Below are 18,660 nucleotides of genomic sequence, written 5' to 3' on the forward strand. Positions count from 1 at the left end.
TTTTCCCATTTATTCCAAATAACTAACTTAAAATTAGCAAAACATTGCTTAATTGTAATAAAAAAGCCCGCCATTCTGGCAGACTCTCCTCATTGTGAGTGGTTTTTATATTTTAGCTCTAGTATAAGTTAAATAAGCATAGTTATTAATCTTAGTAGCCGCTTCTAATTGTAAAACGCGTTGTTTAGTCTCCCCCGTAAATAGTGAAATGCCACTACCTAAAATGACCGGAACCGTCGTGATTTGGTAAATATCAATCAAGTCAGCATTGATAAGTGCTGGAATTAAGCTGCTGCCACCAATAATCCAAATGTCATTTCCAGGTTCTTCTTTCAATCGTTTCACCAAATGAACAATATCCTCATGTACAAAGTGCCGGTGTGGAATTGATTGTGACTGCAGCTGACTAGTTAAAATATAGCTTTCTTGTCCCTCGTATGGATAAGAAGCAGGCGAAAGTTCGTTAACTACCTGATCATACGTTGTGCGTCCCATCACTACGGTATCAACGTGTTCCATCAATTTAGCATATTCATGGTCGACTTCATTAGTCGTGGCGTTGAATTCCAAAAAATCGATGGAACCATCCTTACGGGCAATATAACCATCTAAACTTTGGGCAATAAATAGAATTACTTTGCGGGCCATGTTTTATACACCATCCTTTTAAATTGTAAAAAGTGATTATTATTAATAATAATCACATCACTACCAAAAAGGTTGTAAAAGCTCCTAAGCTTAGCCAATTTATGGTTTAGCTTATGTTTCTGAAAATTTATTAATGCCACCCAGATAATGGTATAATTTGTAGCGATAAGAATGGCTGAAACCTCGGCCGATGATAAGGAGAATGAAACCATGCCAGTTATGCGAATTGATATGATTAAAGGGCGTCCCGAAGCCGAAATTAAGCAAATTATGGATATTGCTTATGAAGTAATGCTTGAAACTTTTAAGGTGCCTGACAAAGATCGTTACCAAGTAGTTACTCAACACGAAGCCTATGAAATGAACATTTTAGATACCGGTATCGGCATTGAACGGACCGATAAAGTTTTACTCATTAGCCTCACTTCACGGGCCCGGACTCGCGATCAAAAGGAACTCTTCTACAAGCGCCTCGTCGAAGAACTTGAAACTCAAATCGGTTTGCGACCAGCAGACGTAGTGGTAAACCTCACTATTAATGGCGATGATGATTGGAGCTTTGGTAACGGCGAAGCTCACTTTGTAAATGGAAAATTGTAATCAAATAAAAATGGTATTTTGACGTTTTCACGTTAAAATACCATTTTTTGTCTTTAAGTTTATTGAGCGGTGTAACCACCATCAACGACGAATTCTGAACCAGTCGAAAATGACGATTCATCTGACGCTAAGTATAAAGTTAAATTAGCAATTTCTTGCGGATCGGCTAAGCGTTTCATAGGATGTAAGGCTTCCAAATCTGTTCGCATTTCTGGATAAGCATCAACCATTGGTGTATGAGCATATCCCGGATGCACAGAATTAATTCTGATTGGGTAATTTTGATCAGTACAATAAAGGGCGGCTGATTTAGTAATCATTCGCACCCCACCCTTAGAAGCATTATAAGAGAATAGATTAGGAATCCCAATTAACCCAGCAATCGAAGAAATATTAACGATAGAGCCACCATTAACTTTCATGTTCTTAATACCATACTTGATCCCTAACATGACACCATCTAGGTCCACCGCTAATAATTTATGCCACTGGTCTAACTCAACATGTTCAGCATCATCGAACTGCAAAACACCGGCATTATTAATTAAAATATCGACCTTATTAAATCGCTCTATTGATTTTTTAAAAACATTTTCCCAACCGGATTCATCTGCCACATCTTGTTCGATAAACATGGCGTTTTCTGAACCTAGTTCATCTAGCACCACATTTGCCTGTTGGACATCTAAATCCGTAATAACTACTTTGGCACCTTCGTTAACGAAAGTTTTTGCAATTGACGCACCAAATCCCTTGGCCCCACCTGTAACGATTGCAACTTTTCCACTGAGACGGTTCATATAAAAGCCTCCCATTATAGTTTTTAGGTAATGAATTCAATATCTTTTAATCAATTTTATGTTAACGCTAAATTCATATAATGTAAACGCTTTTACAAGTTTTGATTATGCTTTACTCTATAAATGATGACGATCTGGTCACGGTTAACTTAGCAAAAAGAGTAACCACTCAACTGAGTGGTTACTCTTTTTTAAGACGCTTCATGTATAAAAGGGGATATGGATTGCCCTGCTCATCATGGGTTGTTTTCTTATAAGTTTCAAATCCCATATATTCATAAAATCCCTTAGCTAACGGATTTTGCTCATTCACCGCAAGATCATTAACTGAGTAGTTTTTAATTCCGTAATTCAATAATTTTTTGCCGTACCCCTTGCCTCTTTCCGTATCAGCAACAAAAAGCATTTCAAGATGTTGGTTATTAACTCCCATAAAACCTACCGGAACATGAGTTTCATTTTCGATAATAATTAACCGCTGCACTCCCATTAATGCCTGCGGAACATATTGTTTAATGTGTTTGATTTCTTTTTCGGATAGGAAAAGGTGGGTTGCCTTAACTGAACTTTCCCAGACTAATAAAAGTTGTTGGATCAGCCCTTCGGAGCGGTATTTTATTTCAGTAATTTTCATTTATTACCTCACTGGTTGTGATTGTAATTTAAATAATCCTCTATCCTATTCATAATTCTATATTAATTTAAAACCTTTCAATAAATTCCCTCATAAGAACATCCTGAATTTTATCTTTTAACTTTTCTTGTAAATTTTTCAAATACACTACGTCAGAAGGATCTTTAAATATAGTCAATAATTTAGAAACAAAATTAAGATCTTTTTTTATTTCTGGAACTTCAGAACCTGACCAGTATTTATTAAACTTCAAAATACTAAACTCTTTTAACGGATAATTTTTATCAGCAATAATTTTAAAACAATAAAACATATCATCATATGAAAAAAATCTATTTTCTAAATTTAAAATTTTTTTAATTGTATTGATATCATTAGTATTTCGAAGTATTGTAGCTAACCATTCTTTCTTTGCATCTGTTCCTATAGCAAAAACTGCTTGCCATCCATTATTAAAATATGAATACATAGGATTTCTATCTTCAATTTTGAGTTTGATTAAATCTAAGAATGATGGAGCTTTCCATAAAATCATTATTTTAGATTCAAGCATACCTTGACTCCACCAATAGTTAGAATTTAAATCATTAAAAAGGAAATTTATTATTTTCTTCTGAAAAATATCATCGTCTTTTAGTAAAATAAATAAAGAATTATTGATATCAATTTCATTAGGCAACCCAGCTATATAGAAATCATATAGTTTATTTTTTTCATGGATATTATCAAAAAATATCTTTGCATCAATATCTGATAAGAACCTAAATGAAAAAAACTGGCCATAATTAATTGTTTTGTCAATAATTAGTTCATTAATTTTACTATTTTCTTGTACTATTTTAGCAAGATTATCATACTGTACAATACCCCATTCTTCTTTATTAAAATTTTTTATCAATGAATATAGTATTTCTATATCATTTGCATTAGGATTTTTTATTGATGAATATATAAGATAAAAAAGCTGTTTATTTTCCCAATAACATGTTTTGAAATCATTTAAAAAACGACGAATTCCATACATACAGACTAATCGGTAAAGAATATGTGTATTTACCTTTTCCAATCCTGTTTCTAAAATAGATTTAATAAGAAATTCCTTTTGATCTTGATTTAATATTTTTAAACCATTTTCAAAACTTTGTTCAATCCTATCAACATTTACAAGAGGATTAGATTTCATACATTTCGCAATACAATAAGAATACTTTTTTGATTCCATATAGGATTTATCTATCAAATGATTAATTTGTGGATTTTTCTTTAAATAAGGAATTTCTCCAGATATATTAGAATAATTGTTCATTATCCAATAACATTCTTGCAAAGAGTCAAATGAGTTCATCACTTGTTTTACAGAAATATCATTATTAATATAATCTAATCGTTTAGCCTCTACAGCTATAAATTTTTTATTGTCACTACTAATATTTGATGAAGCATTTGCTGCATCCAAAAATGTGTTAATATCTACATCTGCAATTTTTTTCGTTTTATTTGTATAATTAATTTTTTCATGTACTAATGTTAGAAATGTATTTTCAGGAATAAGATTGTTCTTTACCAAATAACTAATAATATTTAAAATTTTCTTTCTAACAACCATATCGATAGAATTATCATCAAGATTATATTTTATATAACTGAAATTTCCATTATCATTCATAACGGAATACTTACTACCTCGTGTATTCAAAAAAGAGCGGCATGTAAATAAAAGACATTCTGATACAACCAGATTATTTCTATGCATTTCTCGTTCAAAGGCGTTTATAGCTATTTTTAATATAGCATTAGGATCTAAAAGTTCAGGATTAAATCCAAATACTTCAATAAAGAAATTAGTAATATTAATTACATATTTACCATTTTTTTCCAAATAGTTTAGGCATTCGCTAACTACTATGCTAGTATTTTCCTTTATGTTTGCCCGTGTTAAAGTGCGCATAAGTTTAAGGAAATCATTATATTCACCTCTTGCACTCCTATCAAAATCTTTGAATTGAAAAGATGGTACATAATTAGTTAATGGTAATTTATTAATAATACTCATTTCCATTTCGATAACCTTTGATTCTAAAAAAATACCAAACATCACTAAATAATCAATTTTGTTTTTTTCTGACATGCTAGAAATTGTTGAATCATAAAAGTCACGTGCAATTTTTCCTAATTTATTTTCATTTATTTCATTAATTTCGATTGCACTTGCACGATTTAAAGATGACACTAAATTATGAAATCCATAACTATATATCGTACTAAATAAATCTTTCAAATAAAAACGATGTGATTCAAAAAAATAATAATATAAGATATAATCTCGTAATGATTGGTCCTCTATACTAACTGCCTTGTTTTGAAAAATATTACAAATTTCTTTATCATTAAGCCACACCACATCGTTTACAAATTGATTCATTTCCAAATCAAGAACTTTTAAAATAGAAGAAAGATTATTATTATCACGAAATTTAATTCGTTCAAAAACGGCTACGATAAATAAAGAACGCATACATGAATCTGATATTTTTGCATCATTTATTACGTATTTATAGTAATTGACCATAATAGAATGAGTATTTTTTAAAACATTAATCCCTTTTTCGCTGACTAACTTTGCTGCAATAACTGCTTGTCGAGGGTTATTATGTGATAATTTAACTATTTGATTTCTAACGCCTTTATTTTCAGGGAAATATTCTTTCATTATTTGTCCAATAGTTTCATCATTTAACTCTTTTAAATAAAATAAATCTACATCATATTTATAACTAATTTTTTTAATATCAGATAAAGCGTAATCTCTAACTGTAATAATAAAATGCAAATTAATATTTTCTTGTAGAAATGAAAAAATGCTTGCGAGGTCTTTCACCTCATTAACGTCATCAATTAATACATAATTATTTTTTGTCTTCGAGATAAAACCATCTAAATCATTGTATAAAAGTTGCCCATTACTTTTAACAAATAAACATTGATTATTAGGAATATCATCAAGTTTTCGTAATGATTCAATTGCAATTTTTGTTTTACCTGCTCCTGGTTTACCTGTAATAATTACAATTTGTTTGCTAATTATCAATTCATTTAATTTATTTACCTGGTTATCTTGGTCAACATACAGCGTATCTATTGGAGCATTAGTTTCACTTTTATCATGTTTTTCAATAAATTTATTAAAACTATTAATTTGTCCTGTCCAATTAGATAATTCAAAAAACTCTATAGCTAGTGTATGATACTCATCGATTAAATCCATTGCAATCATCGTTGAATTCAAAATAATCAGCGAATATGGTTTAGCCAAATTAATAAGTTCTTCATGTTTTTGCACTGAAATATTAGATCCTTCATAACAACAAACAATTTTATCAATTTTGCCATGTTCTAATTTAGACTTTGTTTTTGCATCTCTAATATCAGATTCTAATTTTTTAACTGCATCTTTTCGTGTACCAAACATTGTCAAAATATACTTATCTGAATTATCTAAATATACATAAGTATCTGGTGTGCCTGGTGTAGTTTTATTGGAACCATCCATGGACCCAGGAGTGTACAATTCCCATCCATATTTTTGATGTAAATATCTATCGCAAAGTTTCTGAAATCTTCCTCCCTCCATTGATCGAATTTCACTTTCAATTTGGTTTAAACGATCCATATTGCACTTCCTATCACTTAAAAATCAGTTATATTAAAAATTCTCATCACTTATGATACGGACTACCCTCATTAATCATAAACGCCCGATAAATCTGCTCCGTCAACACAGTACGCATCAATTGGTGCGGCATCGTGAACTTACCAAAGGAAATCTGGGTATTGGCTCGTTTCAAGACGGCTGGATCCATTCCTAAAGAACCACCAATCACAAACGTTAAATCAGAGTGACCGTACGTGGTTAGTTGCTGTAATTCTGCCGCGAATTCTTCGGAGGTCCGTTCTTTACCTAAGATGGCAAGTGCAAATACGTACTCGCGATCTTTTATTTTGCTTAAAATGCGTTCGCCTTCCTTTTGCATAACAGTGGCCATTTCGGCTGCACTCAAAGATTCCGGTGCTTTTTCATCGGGAACCTCAACGATTTCGAATTTGCAAAAACGGCCCAGTCTTTTAGCGTATTCCACAATCGCTTGTTTCCAGTATTTTTCTTTTAATTTTCCAACTACTACCAATTTGACGTTCATTTTTATTCTCCTCGTTATTATGTGTGGAAAACCCACCACTTTTTAACAGGTTGTCCACAGAGTTATCCACAGCTTTATGACAGCCTGTTATTTTTCTTGGCAAGCATTTTTTTTGGATTTGTCAATAATCAAATTATTTATCCACAGTCTTATGCACAACATACGTTCGCATCTATTTTTTACAAACCTTATTATACCAGCATTTTACTATCCGAACAAACCACTTTCATAAGCTATAAAAAAGTTATCCACAGGCAAAAACGACTTATCCCCTTTTGCTAACCACAGCGAAATTACTTGGTATTTCAGCTTTTAGTTACGTAACTGACAGTTATGCACAGACTTGTCCACATAAGGTGGGATAACTTTTATTTTGAACTGTAAATTATCAGCTCACCTATTTATTTCCGTTCGTAATTTGGATTAAATTACCAAAATGATTTCGATTACATTAAGTTTCCGTTCGGATTTTAAACGTTAAAACTATTCACGGCTTTAACTAATTGCTGGTTTTAGCGCTATGGCGCTGTTTTTAACCAACAAAAAAACCGGTTCGCAAACCGGCTTTGATCATATTAACGTTTTATTTAGTTATTCGCCCGCACTTGAGTTAGAAGCGGTCGTTGTTTCAGACGCTTGTTTAGTTAATTTAACGGTAGTGGTCTTTTCCTTACCTTGATGGTAATAAGTTACCGATACCCTATCACCAATTTGGTGTTCGTATAACAAGTCTCTCAATGAGTTTTGCGTGGTGATCTTTTTATCACCCAACTTGGTAATAACGTCGTACTTCTTAATTCCAGCTCGACCAGCTGGTGAAGTAGCACCCGCCTTCATCACCACTACCCCTTGGGTAACGGAACTAGGTAACTTCAATACTGATTTTTGTTGATCAGCCGAAATGTTAGCTAGGTCTACGTAAGAAATCCCTAGCGCCGGACGAACTACCTTTCCATTTTGAATTAACTGGTTAATAATCGTCACAACTTCGTTACTTGGAATGGCAAAGCCCATCCCCTCTACGCTGGTACCAGAACTATCGTTAGCCAACTTCATTGAATTAATTCCAATAACTTGACCGGCCATGTTTACTAATGGCCCACCCGAGTTCCCAGGGTTAATTGCTGTATCCGTTTGGATAACGGTCGCATTTCCAATCTGTTGGTTATTACTGTTAGTTTGCGGTACTTCTCGTTTTTTCGCTGAAATAATTCCTTGGGTGACTGATGTAGCGTAATCAGATCCTAGCGGTGAACCAATTGCAATGACTGGTTCAGCGACTTTAATAGCATCTGAATTACCAAAGGTCGCCACTTGTTTAACTTGACTAGCATCCATTTTTAAGACGGCTAAATCAGTAACGGAATCTTTACCAACTACCTTAGCAGAAACCTTCTTACCATTGCTCAAAATGACTTCAATCGCACTAGAACCACTGACAACGTGATTATTGGTAACTATGTAGGCATCATTACCGCTCTTTTTATAAATAACCCCAGAACCTTCACTAGCCGTTTCTAGCTCGTCACTATCTTTAGAATTACTACTGCTGTTGCCACCACCAAAAATAGAAGCTAAGCTACCGTCTTGTGACTGGGCTTTTTGCATATTAATAACCGATACCACGGCATTTTTATTATTCTCAAAGGCCGTTTCGGCTTGCGTTGACACGTTCACCTTAGTATTACTTACCTTGGCCGTACCATTTGAATTATTGGTCGACACTAATGAAGTCCCATTATTATTAAAGTATGAAATGCCACCATATGCAATTCCCCCACCCAAAGCACCGGCTAGGGCAGCTGTGGCAACTATTTTCCCAAAACTATTACTCATTATTAGTATTCCCTCCTAATAAATTCATCGCTTTGTCGATGTTTACTTTCATTTTACCTTAAAATAACTGATTAACCTTAAACTACGATTAAACTAGAGGCATTTGCTACATCGGTATCAAATAAATTAAAGTCATGACCAACTCCCAGGTCATGATCGCTCAAAATGGAAGCCACGGTTAAGTGCGCCAATGATTTTAAATTATTATGTTGGCTGCGATGGCCGAGAAACACTTTTTTAGTTCGATCACCAATCACATCCAGCATTGCGTTGGCTCCATCAACGTTAGATAAATGACCGCGATCACCTAAAATACGCTGTTTAAGAGGCCATGAATACTCACCATTTTGCAACATTTCGACGTCGTGATTACATTCTAATAAGTAGCCATCCGCGTTTTTGATGACTCCTTCAATATGATCTGACACATACCCAACATCCGTTAAAACCACAAAGGACCGGTTATTATGATGAAAGACATAAAATTGGGGTTCGGCGGCATCGTGAGATACGGCGAAACTTTCGATATCTAAATCACCAAAATCCATGACCGTATCCGCGGGAAAAATATTCATTTTATCTGCTGGCATTTTACCGATTTTACCATCCATCGCCGCCCAGGTTCCTTCGTTAGCATACACGTTTAAATCGTATTTACGAGCTAAAACGCCCACACTTTGACGGTGATCTGAATGTTCATGCGTAACTAATAAGGAATCGACGTCGTTAATATCGCGATTGATTGATTTCATTAAATCAGCAATCTTTTTACCACTCAAGCCGGCATCTAGTAGCACCTTATGCTGCGGCGTTTCGATGTAGGTAACATTTCCTGCACTACCACTAGATAGCACGCTAATTTTTAAATCATCATTTTGCATTAAGCTCTTCCTTTTTAGTCATTGACTGTCTCTTTAACATTACTTGCCGTGGAACTTTTAATCAAGGAACCCGTAAAAGCGTTGATCCGCTTGATTTGAATCGTGGAACTGTTGTACTTAATGGCAATCACCCAGGTAGGGATCATCACCACATTGTTATCGATATCAATTAGCTTAGTGTAACCCAGCTTTGACCAAGCAATCTTGGTATTATTAGGAATTTCGTTATATTGATACAACCAAATAACGGCTCGCTGTTCCGAAATAGTTTCGGATTGTTCTCGTAAGCTCTTAATATCTGTTAAATACTGTTGCGTGTAGCCGATTAATTGGTGATCGCTATTTAAGTTAAAAATCAACTGACCTTTAGGGGTATAAATATCACGTCCCATAGCAGTTTGTGCGTACACCAATTGATGACTTGACGATAGTTCTGAATTGTAGTGATACTCAGTACCATAAAGCACAAAAGTGGAATCGGTCAGCATCTTAGAAATCGTTTTTTGGGGGGACTTAGCCGAAATATCGATTGGTTCGTTAAAATTACTCCGTAACTTATTATCAACGAAACTTGTTTGTTGATTAGTTAACTGGCCCATCTTTTCACGCAGCAAATTATTTTTGGTACCCGCAACGTAATAAGCAGTTTGATTAATATCGCTTAAATCACCGACTTTGATTTGATCATTACGCATTTCTTTAATAATGGTGGCATTCGAATTATTTTGCGATACGTTTTCGGTCTGCATGTTTTGATTCTGCCGGACCATCCCGAACAAGAAAATATCAATTGCCAAAAAAGTTAGCAAAAAGATTAATTCAATTCGTTTGAAGTTCACCTAGTGGTCCCCCTTTCTAAGGATTTAATAGCTGACAGGTGTTTTAATCAAATCCTGATAACTTTGCCATTTTTGATCATAAAAGACATACCAGTCTGGCGTTAATCGGACTAAATTATCGGCTGAGTCGTCTTTAGACCACGTGTAGCCAATGTGTAATTGCTTAATTTTATTCTTTTTATAACCCAAATTAACTAAGGAATCAATGACTTCTTGCGTTGTCTTTAACTCGACGCTATCGCCACTATTAGGAATAGGGACTTGCGGACTGTTCAACGAGAAACGGTAACTAACTGACGAACTATTAATATTTTTCATCATGATCGCCCCTTGGCCCTGTGTAGCAAAGACCGGAAAACCTTCTACAAAGTAGCGGTAGGTTAACGTCTGATTTTTGGTAGTGTACCCAAACATGCGCACGTTATCAAGTGACAACCCGAGTCCCGTTAAATCTTCGTACGCCCCAGTTAATACACTAGAAAGGTCGCTACCACTAGCAGTAGCTTGGTAATCATCGTAATTAACCATTCTTTGTTTATTATCAATAGTCAAAGTACGATCGTTTTGATCGGTATAAATAGTTCGGTCACCTTGTTTTTTAACCCGAATATTTTGCGAGTTATCATCATTTAATAACCGACTTACATAATAATCTTTAGTTTGAGTATTAACTAAGTAACGGTAAGATTGCAACGTCATTTTAGCATCAACAAAAGTATTCATGACACCGTTAAGATCACCAAAATGCGCCGCAATTTGTTCAGAACCACCGGTAGTTAAAATCTTTTTAAGTCCGGCTAAGCTATGTGCAGCTACCGTCACCTTATACACTTGCCAGTTTTTATCGGTTAATAAATACAAGTGACGTTTATCATTAATTGGCACCACAATTCGGTTAACCATAATATTATCTAACCGATTAAAGCTATCATTAACGATTTCATTCACCATTTTCATCGGCACCGCAGCAGAATAATTCAGCATAAAACTATTTTTGCGATTAGCAATGGTCAAGTACTTTTCTTCAGAGTCCCGACTCATTTGACTCATCCGCACTTGCTTGTAGTTTTTCATCTGTTTTTTTACTTCACTGACGGTATTTACCGATTGGTTGACCATTAAATGTTGGGACCCATTTTCATCAGTATAAAGTGCCTGAGTGGGGCTATAAACGTAACCTAGTGATTTATTCACTTCTTCATTTTTAGCTGTATTGGGGTTACTATTTTGGCGACTACTGCCGTAACGAGCTGGATTAAGCCACATCCCCACTGACAGTACCAAACTAATAATCACGGCAATCGTGAGTAAGACGGGTATGACGTATTTTCTAAGTTTCATCCCACAAGTCCTCCTCTGCTAACGGTTCATATGGTAAGGCAATATAGAAGGTCGAGCCCCGGTTATAAACACTTTCGGCCCAAAGTTGGCCACCTAAGGCTTCGACTACTTCCTTAGAAATCGCCAATCCCAACCCACTACCACCTTGAGCTCTAGAACGAGCTTTATCAACCCGATAGAAACGGTCAAAGATATGTGGTAGATCTTTTCTTGGAATCCCTAAACCTTGGTCACTGACGCTTAAAATCACCTTATTTCGGGTTTCATACAAACGACAAGTAATGACCCCACCATCTGGCGAATACTTGATGGCATTATTCATCAAATTATCCAACACTTGTGTGAAGCGATCGGTATCCAAATCAACCCACAAATCCCGTTTAGTAAATTCCCGTTTGATTGTGTAGTTTTTCTCGGGCTTGTCGTCTTTTTCCAAAATCATATCAAATCGGTTCAAGACGTAGTTAAATAATTCATTGATATTAACCAACTCTGAATTGAGTTGTTGCGTCCCTGAATCCATCCGTGACAAGGTTAACAAGTCATTAATCATTCGAATCATCCGATCCGTTTCATCTTCAGTCACCTTCAAAAACTTCGGTGCTAACTCAGCATCCTGCCAAGCACCATCGGATAAAGCTTCAATATAAGAACGAACACTGGTCAACGGCGTTCTTAATTCGTGCGAAACGTTGGAAACAAATTGGCGCCGGTCAGCATCAATTTTTTGCTGTTCGGTAACGTCTCGTAACACGCACACTAACCCACTAATAAAGCCGGATTCTCGTTGAATTAACGAAAAATGAGCGTGCAAAATAATCTGGTGATCATCATCGGAAAAATCAAGAATCAGTTCATCAGGTTTTTCAAGTAATTCACGTAAACTAAAGTCCTTATGAATATCCAACACATCTAAAATAGACTTGCCTAAGGCATCATCTTCTGACATGTTCAAAAATTCCGCCGCCATTTCGTTAATAATGGTGACATTTCCTCGTCGATCGGTGGCGATCACGCCATCCGTCATGTTAGCTAAGACCGAATCCAGTCGTCGCCGTTCCGATTCGGTGGATTCATAAGATTCCTCTACCCGTACCGACAAGTTATTAACGGCGCCGGCTAGTTGGCCCAATTCGTCGTTACCATACACATGTACCTGGCCAGAGTAGTCCCCTCTTGCAATCCGCATGGTCTGTTTCTTCATTTCTTCAATCGGATTAGTAATTGCCCGTGAAATCACAATGGCAATAATTAACCCTAAAATGATCGCAATCGTTGCCGCAAACAAGTAAATAACCGTAATGTTATTAATGTTAGCGTAGACCGGATCAAGGTTGGCTTTGGTATAAACTACCCCGACTACTTCACTATTGTTACTCCCGGAAGTTTTAATTAGCGGGGTAATCACGGTGTAGTAGCGGGTATTGCTATTGGAATCATAGGTATTTTTTTCAATAGTTCGACTATTATAAATCGCACTCTTGATATTATTATCGGTTGTTTTTTGGCCCACAATCGCTTGATTGTTAATTTGATTGGTGCCTCGAATGGTTCCCTTATTATCAACAACCTGAATTTGAGCTGAATTAGTATTATCCGAGTCGTTTAAAATAGCTCGAATTTGCTTATTAGCCGCTTCTTCATTGGTCCGCTCTAATTCCGTAGTCAATGAATTCGAGACGTACGATTGCAGCTGGATTTGGTTTTTAAAAGTAGCTAAGTTTTGGTGCTCCAATTGCCTCACAAAAACGGCGCCCACAATTTCTAGGGTCACCAATAGAACTAGAGCAAAAACTAGCGCGATTTTAAATTTAATAGATTGATAAAACTTAATTCGATTGTTCAACTAGCTCTTACTCCCTTACATAAATTAAGCTTGATCAGATTCGGGGTTGTGTAGGTAATAACCAACACCACGACGGGTCACTAACCAAACCGGATGGCTGGGCGTATCTTCGATTTTTTCTCGCAATCTCCGCACGGTCACATCCACAGTTCGCACATCACCAAAGTAATCGTAACCCCAAACAGTTTGTAGCAAATGTTCTCGGGTCATTACTTGGCCAATATGTTGAGCTAAATAATGTAATAATTCAAATTCACGGTGAGTTAACTCGATATTTTCCCCGCGCTTAGATACTGAGTAAGCTTCCGGATGAATTACCAAATCACCAATTACAATGTCTTTGTTGTCATTATCCGCATCGTTATTAGCACTGGCAGAGTTTTGGCGTCGTAAATTAGCTTTGACCCGTGCCACTAATTCTCGATTAGAAAACGGCTTGGTAACGTAATCATCAGCCCCTAATTCTAGTCCCAACACCTTATCTAATTCTGAATCTTTAGCAGTTACCATGATGATCGGTGTCTCTTTGGTTTTACGAACCTCACGAGCTACTTCTAGGCCGTCAATTTTAGGTAACATTAAATCCAAAATAATTAAATCCGGATCAAAATCAGTGACCTGTTGCAAAGCTTCTTCACCATCATAGGCCACACCTACTTCATAACCTTCTTTTTCCAAGTTGAATTTTTCAATATCAACAATCGGTTTTTCATCGTCAACTACTAGCACTTTTTTTGCCATGTAATATTTCTCCATTCATTGATAAAATTTATGTTGCGATTTTATTTGGTTATCTTTAAATTGTGTTTGGACAGTTTACTAACTAGAGAACATTATAACACAGCTCCTAAATTCGATAAGGGGACCACTATAAGTGACAGCCGTCTGAAGAAAAAAATAATCTTTTTTGAATTTTTTCTTAAAAAATAGTTGCACAATGTCAATTTACATGATACTATTATTAAGTCGATTAGTGATATGGGCAGTTAGCTCAGTTGGTAGAGCAACGGACTCTTAATCCGTGGGTCCAGGGTTCGAGCCCCTGACTGCCCATACAAAAATAGTAATCACGCTGTCCTTGAGGCCGTGATTACTATTTTTTTAGTTAAAAAAAGCAAAGACCGGACACTCAAAGTGCCTGGTCTTTTTTATTATTAATTTTTAGTGAAATGCTTTAAAAATTTGAAGAGCTAACTTAGCCCGTGACACATCAGTCTTGGTCAATGGGTTGTAGCCACTCTTAGGAGCTTTTAAAACATCTTCATAGTCGTGGACTTCTGGCGAATCACTAGTAGCATTCATTGTATCATCAGCTAATGGTGAATGACCCAAGCCTAAAGCATGACCTAATTCATGAGCTAAAACCGCTCCGTAATATAGGTTACGAGAAGCATAATCTAATTTATCTTTTTTGATATTTTGTTCTGCTTCACTTAATTTAGCTTTATTTTGTGCTGTAAGAGAATCGCGGTAAGCTTGGACTTTTGCTGTAGTATCAGGGGTGGTTGATCCTAGTGAATCAGAATAAGTCTTTACTTTGGCTTCTAGTTCTTTATCTAACTTATCAGAGTAATTCTCCGTTAATTGTTGAGATAATGAACTTAGTGATTTATTATATGGTTTCAAATCAAGGGCTAAGGTACGGCTGTCTTGATCCCAATATGCGTCTTCTTCCGCATCGGTACTCTTGCTTGCAACCTTAAATTCAGCAGAATGCCCTTTTTTAGCATTCAACTTAATTACATTAGTACCTAATTTTTGATTCCAGTAACTAACGGCTAGGCGTAAGCTTGTTTTCATATCTTTAGTGACGCCCTTGGGATTAATGTAAATTTTAATTTGACCATTTTTGGCAATCCCCGATTGATAACTCTTGTAAACTCTGTATTGTGAACGGAGTTTAGTGTAATTGGTTCTGTAATACTTTGCACTTTTATGTAACAGCGCATTGGATGGTGTAAATTGATTTTGCGTAGGTGCTTTGGTAGCAGTGATTGCAGTAGTAGTATCGGCTGCATGCGTCGTAACCATTTTACCGCCAAAAAATAACGTTCCTGCAAAGGCAACCGCAGCAATTGCCATTTTCCTATTTTTCATAGATACCCCTCCTAAATATTTTTTAAATCCCCCGTAAATAATTAATTGGTAAATTATGTTTATTATTTAATTGTTTATGGCATTAATCTACTATTTTTTATCATTAATATCCATTATTTTCCCTTGAAAATTGGTGATTTTGGTAAATTTATCATTGTACTAAGTTGAAATTAATATTGAACTAGTATTTAAGTTTCAACTAATTTCGCAGTAACAATTATGGACTAACTTGCTTTTTATTCTCATTATCCTATAATGGGGCTAAGTTGGGACCTCTCAACTGCAAGGAGGTTTTTTAGCATTGTCACTTGATGCAACAGACATGCAGGCCACCATGAACGAATTAAAGGCCAACTTTCAATTAAGTGGTCTATCAACCGAAGAGGCTAGTGCTGATCTTGGGATTAGCCCCAAAGAATTCAAATCCTTGATGGCTTTACGCATCGATGCGCTTGAGGACGTATGGATCCTCAAAGATTACCTGACTGAACAGGTAATCAACAACGGCGAAGAACCCGTTGAGTTCAGCGCGCTAACTGGTGATTATCATGATTACTGGTATTTAAACAGTCGAACAATTGACGACAGACTCATTTCGGTGGTCTGTTAAACATAAAAGACGCTTACTATATTGGTAAGCGTCTTTTTTTATTCAATCAGGCCATGGTATAATTTAGATAAATTAAACAGCAGGAGACAGTATGGCTAAAAATAATAACAATGGATCATCCAGAATTTTATACATCGTCACTTATATTGCTGGTTTTTTAGGTTTTAGTTACCTAAGCGCTTATTTTCAACCCGCCGGCGTCAAAATGATTGCGGGTTGGGGAATCAGCCATGCTAACGCCATTTTTGGCTATTGGATCTTATCATGTTTGGTCCTAGTCGTTGCATTATGGGTGATTATTAAATTAATTGACTTATTTACTAATAAATAAAAGAGGTTATGACAAACGGTTTAGTTTTGTCACAACCTCTTTTTTATTTAACCATTTTCGGGTAAATAAGCGATTGAAGAAAATTTATTATACGATTTTACGAATAATAATTTAATTGTTCCCCGCGCTCCCGAACGGTTTTTTTCCAAAATAACTTCTACTTCACCAACATTTTGGTCGTCTTCGTCAACGTCATCATCATCGTCTTCATTTTCATCCCGGTAATAATCATCCCGGTACAAAAAGGCCACGATATCAGCATCTTGTTCAATGGATCCCGATTCCCGAATATCAGATAAGACGGGGCGTTTGTCTTGGCGTTGTTCCACTCCCCGAGAAAGTTGTGATAAGGCAATTACGGGGACGTGTAATTCTTTGGCCAATTTTTTTAATTGACGGGAAATATCGGAAACTTCTTGTTGCCGATTTTCCTTGTTGTTACCTTCAATCAATTGCAAATAATCGACAACAATCATCCCTAAATTACCGGTTTCTTTTTCCAACCGGCGACATTTAGCCCGAATTTCAGACATTTTAATACCGGCCGTATCATCAATATAGATGCTGGCCTTAGACAAACTTCCCATTGCCACCACCAAATTTTGCCATTCAGATTCGTCTAAGTTACCGGTCCGCAAATGATTAGCATCAATACTACCTTCCGCACACAACATCCGGTTTACTAAGGATTCGGCACTCATTTCCAAACTAAAGATAGCTACGGTTTTATCCGTTTTGGTAGCAATATTTTGAGCCACATTCAGGGCAAACGCCGTTTTTCCGACCCCGGGACGAGCTGCCAGGATAATCAGTTCATCTTCATGCAACCCAGTGGTGATCTTATCTAAATCGGGATAACCAGTCGATAATCCGGTGACTTCATCCCCATTTTGCGATAGTCGATCAATTTCAGCAAATGTGGCATTTAAAACGTCTTTAATGGGCTTAAAGCCAGCTTGGCCCCGATTCTCGGCCACGTTCATAATATCGCGCTCAGCGTTGTCTAAAACGGTGGTTACGTCATCTTCAGTCGCATAACCAGTGGTTACAATGTTGGTCGCGGTTTGAATTAACCGCCGTAGCATCGACTTATCTTTAACGATCTTGGCGTAATAACTAACGTTAGCGGCTGTTGGAACCGTGCTAGCTAAGTCAGTCAGGTACTCAATACCGCCAACGTTTTGCAGGTTATTTTGATCCGTTAATAGATCCGTAACCGTCACGATATCCACGGCGTCGTCACGATCGTTTAACTCGGTCATAGCGGTAAAAATGAGTTGGTGTGCACGTTTATAAAAATCGCCCGCCTCAATCAATTCAGCTGCTTCAATTAAAGCATCCGCACTCAAAAAGATGGCCCCTAAAACCGCCTTTTCGGCTTCTAAATTCTGGGGTGGGATTTCATTTACCATTTCGTTGTTCATGTGATTTCTCCATTTGTTCTTTTAACCCACTACGTTTACCCAATTAGGTTCTCTTTAATAAAAAAATGCATGAGCCAAGCAAACTAAGCTCACGCATTCATTTAATTAAGTTTACTTTTCTGAGACATGTACCCGAATGCGGGCAATCACATCACTATGCAGCTTAACCGGAACATTGGTAAAACCAGCCACTCTAATTGGTTCTGGTAGTTCAATCTTTCGTTTGTCGAGCTTAATGCCATATTGTTGGTCTAAAGCCGTGGCAATTTGTTTACTAGGAATGGAACCAAATAAACGGCCATCCGTTCCCGCTTTGGCGCTAATTTCCACTACAGTGTCATCAGCTTCAAGCTTGTTTTTAATCATTTTAGCACTAGCAAATTCTTCGTCTTCGTGGCGTTGTTCGGCCCGCTTCTTACCAGCCAATTCACTCATTGCCTTTTTGGAAGCTTCTTTAGCCTTACCATTTTTAATCAGGAAGTTTTGAGCATAGCCATCCGGTACGTTCTTAACTTCGCCGCGCTTGCCTTTACCGCGAACGTCTTCTAGAAAAATTACTTTCATAATCTAACACCCA

At 36.3% G+C, this 18,660-nt stretch carries 17 protein-coding genes and 1 tRNA gene; 4 read left to right on the forward strand and 14 right to left on the reverse strand.

Annotated elements, in window-relative coordinates; translation table 11 throughout:
- Positions 1 to 105: 105 nt before the first annotated feature.
- A complete protein-coding gene (locus tag HII32_RS02905) occupies positions 106 to 648 on the reverse strand; it encodes a dihydrofolate reductase family protein (RefSeq protein ID WP_172188122.1) in 543 nt (180 codons plus the stop codon).
- A gap of 210 nt (positions 649 to 858) precedes the next feature.
- Here HII32_RS02905 and HII32_RS02910 point away from each other — a divergent pair, with 210 nt between their 5' ends.
- Entirely contained in the window at positions 859 to 1,248 is a 390-nt protein-coding gene (locus HII32_RS02910) for a tautomerase family protein (RefSeq protein WP_172188771.1), read from the forward strand.
- A 59-nt stretch (positions 1,249 to 1,307) separates the two neighbouring features.
- Here HII32_RS02910 and HII32_RS02915 read toward each other — a convergent pair whose 3' ends face one another.
- The 10 genes from HII32_RS02915 to yycF form a co-directional block, all read right to left on the reverse strand.
- A complete protein-coding gene (locus tag HII32_RS02915) occupies positions 1,308 to 2,048 on the reverse strand; it encodes a glucose 1-dehydrogenase (protein ID WP_172188124.1) in 741 nt (246 codons plus the stop codon).
- A 181-nt stretch (positions 2,049 to 2,229) separates the two neighbouring features.
- On the reverse strand, positions 2,230 to 2,682 hold the full coding sequence (locus HII32_RS02920; RefSeq protein ID WP_172188126.1) for a GNAT family N-acetyltransferase: 453 nt from the start codon (positions 2,680 to 2,682) through the stop codon (positions 2,230 to 2,232).
- Positions 2,683 to 2,749: 67 nt separating this feature from the next.
- Positions 2,750 to 6,352: a hypothetical protein gene (locus HII32_RS02925; RefSeq protein ID WP_172188128.1), complete on the reverse strand. Its 3,603-nt coding sequence runs from the start codon at positions 6,350 to 6,352 to the stop codon at positions 2,750 to 2,752.
- A 46-nt stretch (positions 6,353 to 6,398) separates the two neighbouring features.
- On the reverse strand, positions 6,399 to 6,878 hold the full coding sequence (gene rlmH / locus HII32_RS02930) for a 23S rRNA (pseudouridine(1915)-N(3))-methyltransferase RlmH (protein WP_172188130.1): 480 nt from the start codon (positions 6,876 to 6,878) through the stop codon (positions 6,399 to 6,401).
- Between the two features lie 591 nt (positions 6,879 to 7,469).
- The gene (locus HII32_RS02935) at positions 7,470 to 8,714 is read right to left on the reverse strand and encodes a S1C family serine protease (RefSeq protein ID WP_172188132.1); all 1,245 of its coding nucleotides are present in this window, start codon (positions 8,712 to 8,714) and stop codon (positions 7,470 to 7,472) included.
- A 77-nt stretch (positions 8,715 to 8,791) separates the two neighbouring features.
- Entirely contained in the window at positions 8,792 to 9,595 is an 804-nt protein-coding gene (locus HII32_RS02940; RefSeq protein ID WP_172188134.1) for an MBL fold metallo-hydrolase, read from the reverse strand.
- 14 nt (positions 9,596 to 9,609) lie between these two features.
- Positions 9,610 to 10,434 carry a two-component system regulatory protein YycI gene (locus HII32_RS02945; RefSeq protein WP_172188136.1) on the reverse strand — a complete coding sequence of 275 codons (825 nt, stop codon included), beginning with the start codon at positions 10,432 to 10,434 and terminating at the stop codon, positions 9,610 to 9,612.
- 24 nt (positions 10,435 to 10,458) lie between these two features.
- Entirely contained in the window at positions 10,459 to 11,775 is a 1,317-nt protein-coding gene (locus HII32_RS02950; RefSeq protein ID WP_172188138.1) for a YycH family regulatory protein, read from the reverse strand.
- Positions 11,765 to 13,621 (reverse strand): cell wall metabolism sensor histidine kinase WalK, encoded by a 1,857-nt coding sequence (gene walK, locus HII32_RS02955; protein ID WP_172188140.1) that lies wholly within the window; start codon positions 13,619 to 13,621, stop codon positions 11,765 to 11,767. Before walK ends, HII32_RS02950 begins: the two co-directional genes overlap by 11 nt.
- A 24-nt stretch (positions 13,622 to 13,645) precedes the next feature.
- Complete coding sequence (yycF, locus tag HII32_RS02960) at positions 13,646 to 14,362, reverse strand: response regulator YycF (protein WP_172188142.1); 717 nt, start codon at positions 14,360 to 14,362, stop codon at positions 13,646 to 13,648.
- Between the two features lie 239 nt (positions 14,363 to 14,601).
- On the opposite strand from yycF, the gene HII32_RS02965 reads away from it, so the two are divergent.
- A tRNA-Lys gene (locus tag HII32_RS02965) sits at positions 14,602 to 14,674 on the forward strand.
- Between the two features lie 108 nt (positions 14,675 to 14,782).
- On the opposite strand, the gene HII32_RS02970 is transcribed toward HII32_RS02965, so the two are convergent.
- Positions 14,783 to 15,718: a matrixin family metalloprotease gene (locus HII32_RS02970; RefSeq protein ID WP_172188144.1), complete on the reverse strand. Its 936-nt coding sequence runs from the start codon at positions 15,716 to 15,718 to the stop codon at positions 14,783 to 14,785.
- Positions 15,719 to 16,019: 301 nt separating this feature from the next.
- Between HII32_RS02970 and HII32_RS02975 the strand changes: the two genes are divergently transcribed.
- Positions 16,020 to 16,328, forward strand: a complete 309-nt coding sequence (locus tag HII32_RS02975; protein ID WP_172188146.1) for a DUF2316 family protein — start codon at positions 16,020 to 16,022, stop codon at positions 16,326 to 16,328.
- A 91-nt stretch (positions 16,329 to 16,419) separates the two neighbouring features.
- Positions 16,420 to 16,659 carry a hypothetical protein gene (locus tag HII32_RS02980; protein ID WP_172188148.1) on the forward strand — a complete coding sequence of 80 codons (240 nt, stop codon included), beginning with the start codon at positions 16,420 to 16,422 and terminating at the stop codon, positions 16,657 to 16,659.
- 47 nt (positions 16,660 to 16,706) lie between these two features.
- Here HII32_RS02980 and dnaB read toward each other — a convergent pair whose 3' ends face one another.
- Together dnaB and rplI are read right to left on the reverse strand one after the other, a co-directional pair.
- Positions 16,707 to 18,083 carry a replicative DNA helicase gene (dnaB, locus tag HII32_RS02985; RefSeq protein ID WP_172188150.1) on the reverse strand — a complete coding sequence of 459 codons (1,377 nt, stop codon included), beginning with the start codon at positions 18,081 to 18,083 and terminating at the stop codon, positions 16,707 to 16,709.
- A 111-nt stretch (positions 18,084 to 18,194) separates the two neighbouring features.
- Positions 18,195 to 18,647, reverse strand: a complete 453-nt coding sequence (gene rplI, locus HII32_RS02990; RefSeq protein ID WP_172188152.1) for a 50S ribosomal protein L9 — start codon at positions 18,645 to 18,647, stop codon at positions 18,195 to 18,197.
- Between the last annotated feature and the right edge of the window lie 13 nt (positions 18,648 to 18,660).

The sequence above is a fragment of the Lentilactobacillus kribbianus genome, from assembly GCF_013184075.1.
GTDB classification, from domain to species: Bacteria; Bacillota; Bacilli; order Lactobacillales; family Lactobacillaceae; genus Lentilactobacillus; species Lentilactobacillus kribbianus.

Excerpts from the sequence above, each read along its gene's own strand:
- HII32_RS02940 (WP_172188134.1), bottom strand. The coding sequence starts at position 9,595 with ATGCAAAATGATGATTTAAAAATTAGCGTGCTATCTAGTGGTAGTGCA.
- HII32_RS02920 (WP_172188126.1), bottom strand. The coding sequence starts at position 2,682 with ATGAAAATTACTGAAATAAAATACCGCTCCGAAGGGCTGATCCAACAA.
- HII32_RS02915 (WP_172188124.1), bottom strand. The coding sequence starts at position 2,048 with ATGAACCGTCTCAGTGGAAAAGTTGCAATCGTTACAGGTGGGGCCAAG.
- HII32_RS02925 (WP_172188128.1), bottom strand. The coding sequence starts at position 6,352 with ATGGATCGTTTAAACCAAATTGAAAGTGAAATTCGATCAATGGAGGGA.
- HII32_RS02910 (WP_172188771.1), top strand. The coding sequence starts at position 859 with ATGCCAGTTATGCGAATTGATATGATTAAAGGGCGTCCCGAAGCCGAA.
- HII32_RS02980 (WP_172188148.1), top strand. The coding sequence starts at position 16,420 with ATGGCTAAAAATAATAACAATGGATCATCCAGAATTTTATACATCGTC.
- HII32_RS02970 (WP_172188144.1), bottom strand. The coding sequence starts at position 15,718 with ATGAAAAATAGGAAAATGGCAATTGCTGCGGTTGCCTTTGCAGGAACG.
- rlmH (WP_172188130.1), bottom strand. The coding sequence starts at position 6,878 with ATGAACGTCAAATTGGTAGTAGTTGGAAAATTAAAAGAAAAATACTGG.
- dnaB (WP_172188150.1), bottom strand. The coding sequence starts at position 18,083 with ATGAACAACGAAATGGTAAATGAAATCCCACCCCAGAATTTAGAAGCC.
- HII32_RS02935 (WP_172188132.1), bottom strand. The coding sequence starts at position 8,714 with ATGAGTAATAGTTTTGGGAAAATAGTTGCCACAGCTGCCCTAGCCGGT.
- HII32_RS02905 (WP_172188122.1), bottom strand. The coding sequence starts at position 648 with ATGGCCCGCAAAGTAATTCTATTTATTGCCCAAAGTTTAGATGGTTAT.
- yycF (WP_172188142.1), bottom strand. The coding sequence starts at position 14,362 with ATGGCAAAAAAAGTGCTAGTAGTTGACGATGAAAAACCGATTGTTGAT.
- rplI (WP_172188152.1), bottom strand. The coding sequence starts at position 18,647 with ATGAAAGTAATTTTTCTAGAAGACGTTCGCGGTAAAGGCAAGCGCGGC.
- HII32_RS02950 (WP_172188138.1), bottom strand. The coding sequence starts at position 11,775 with ATGAAACTTAGAAAATACGTCATACCCGTCTTACTCACGATTGCCGTG.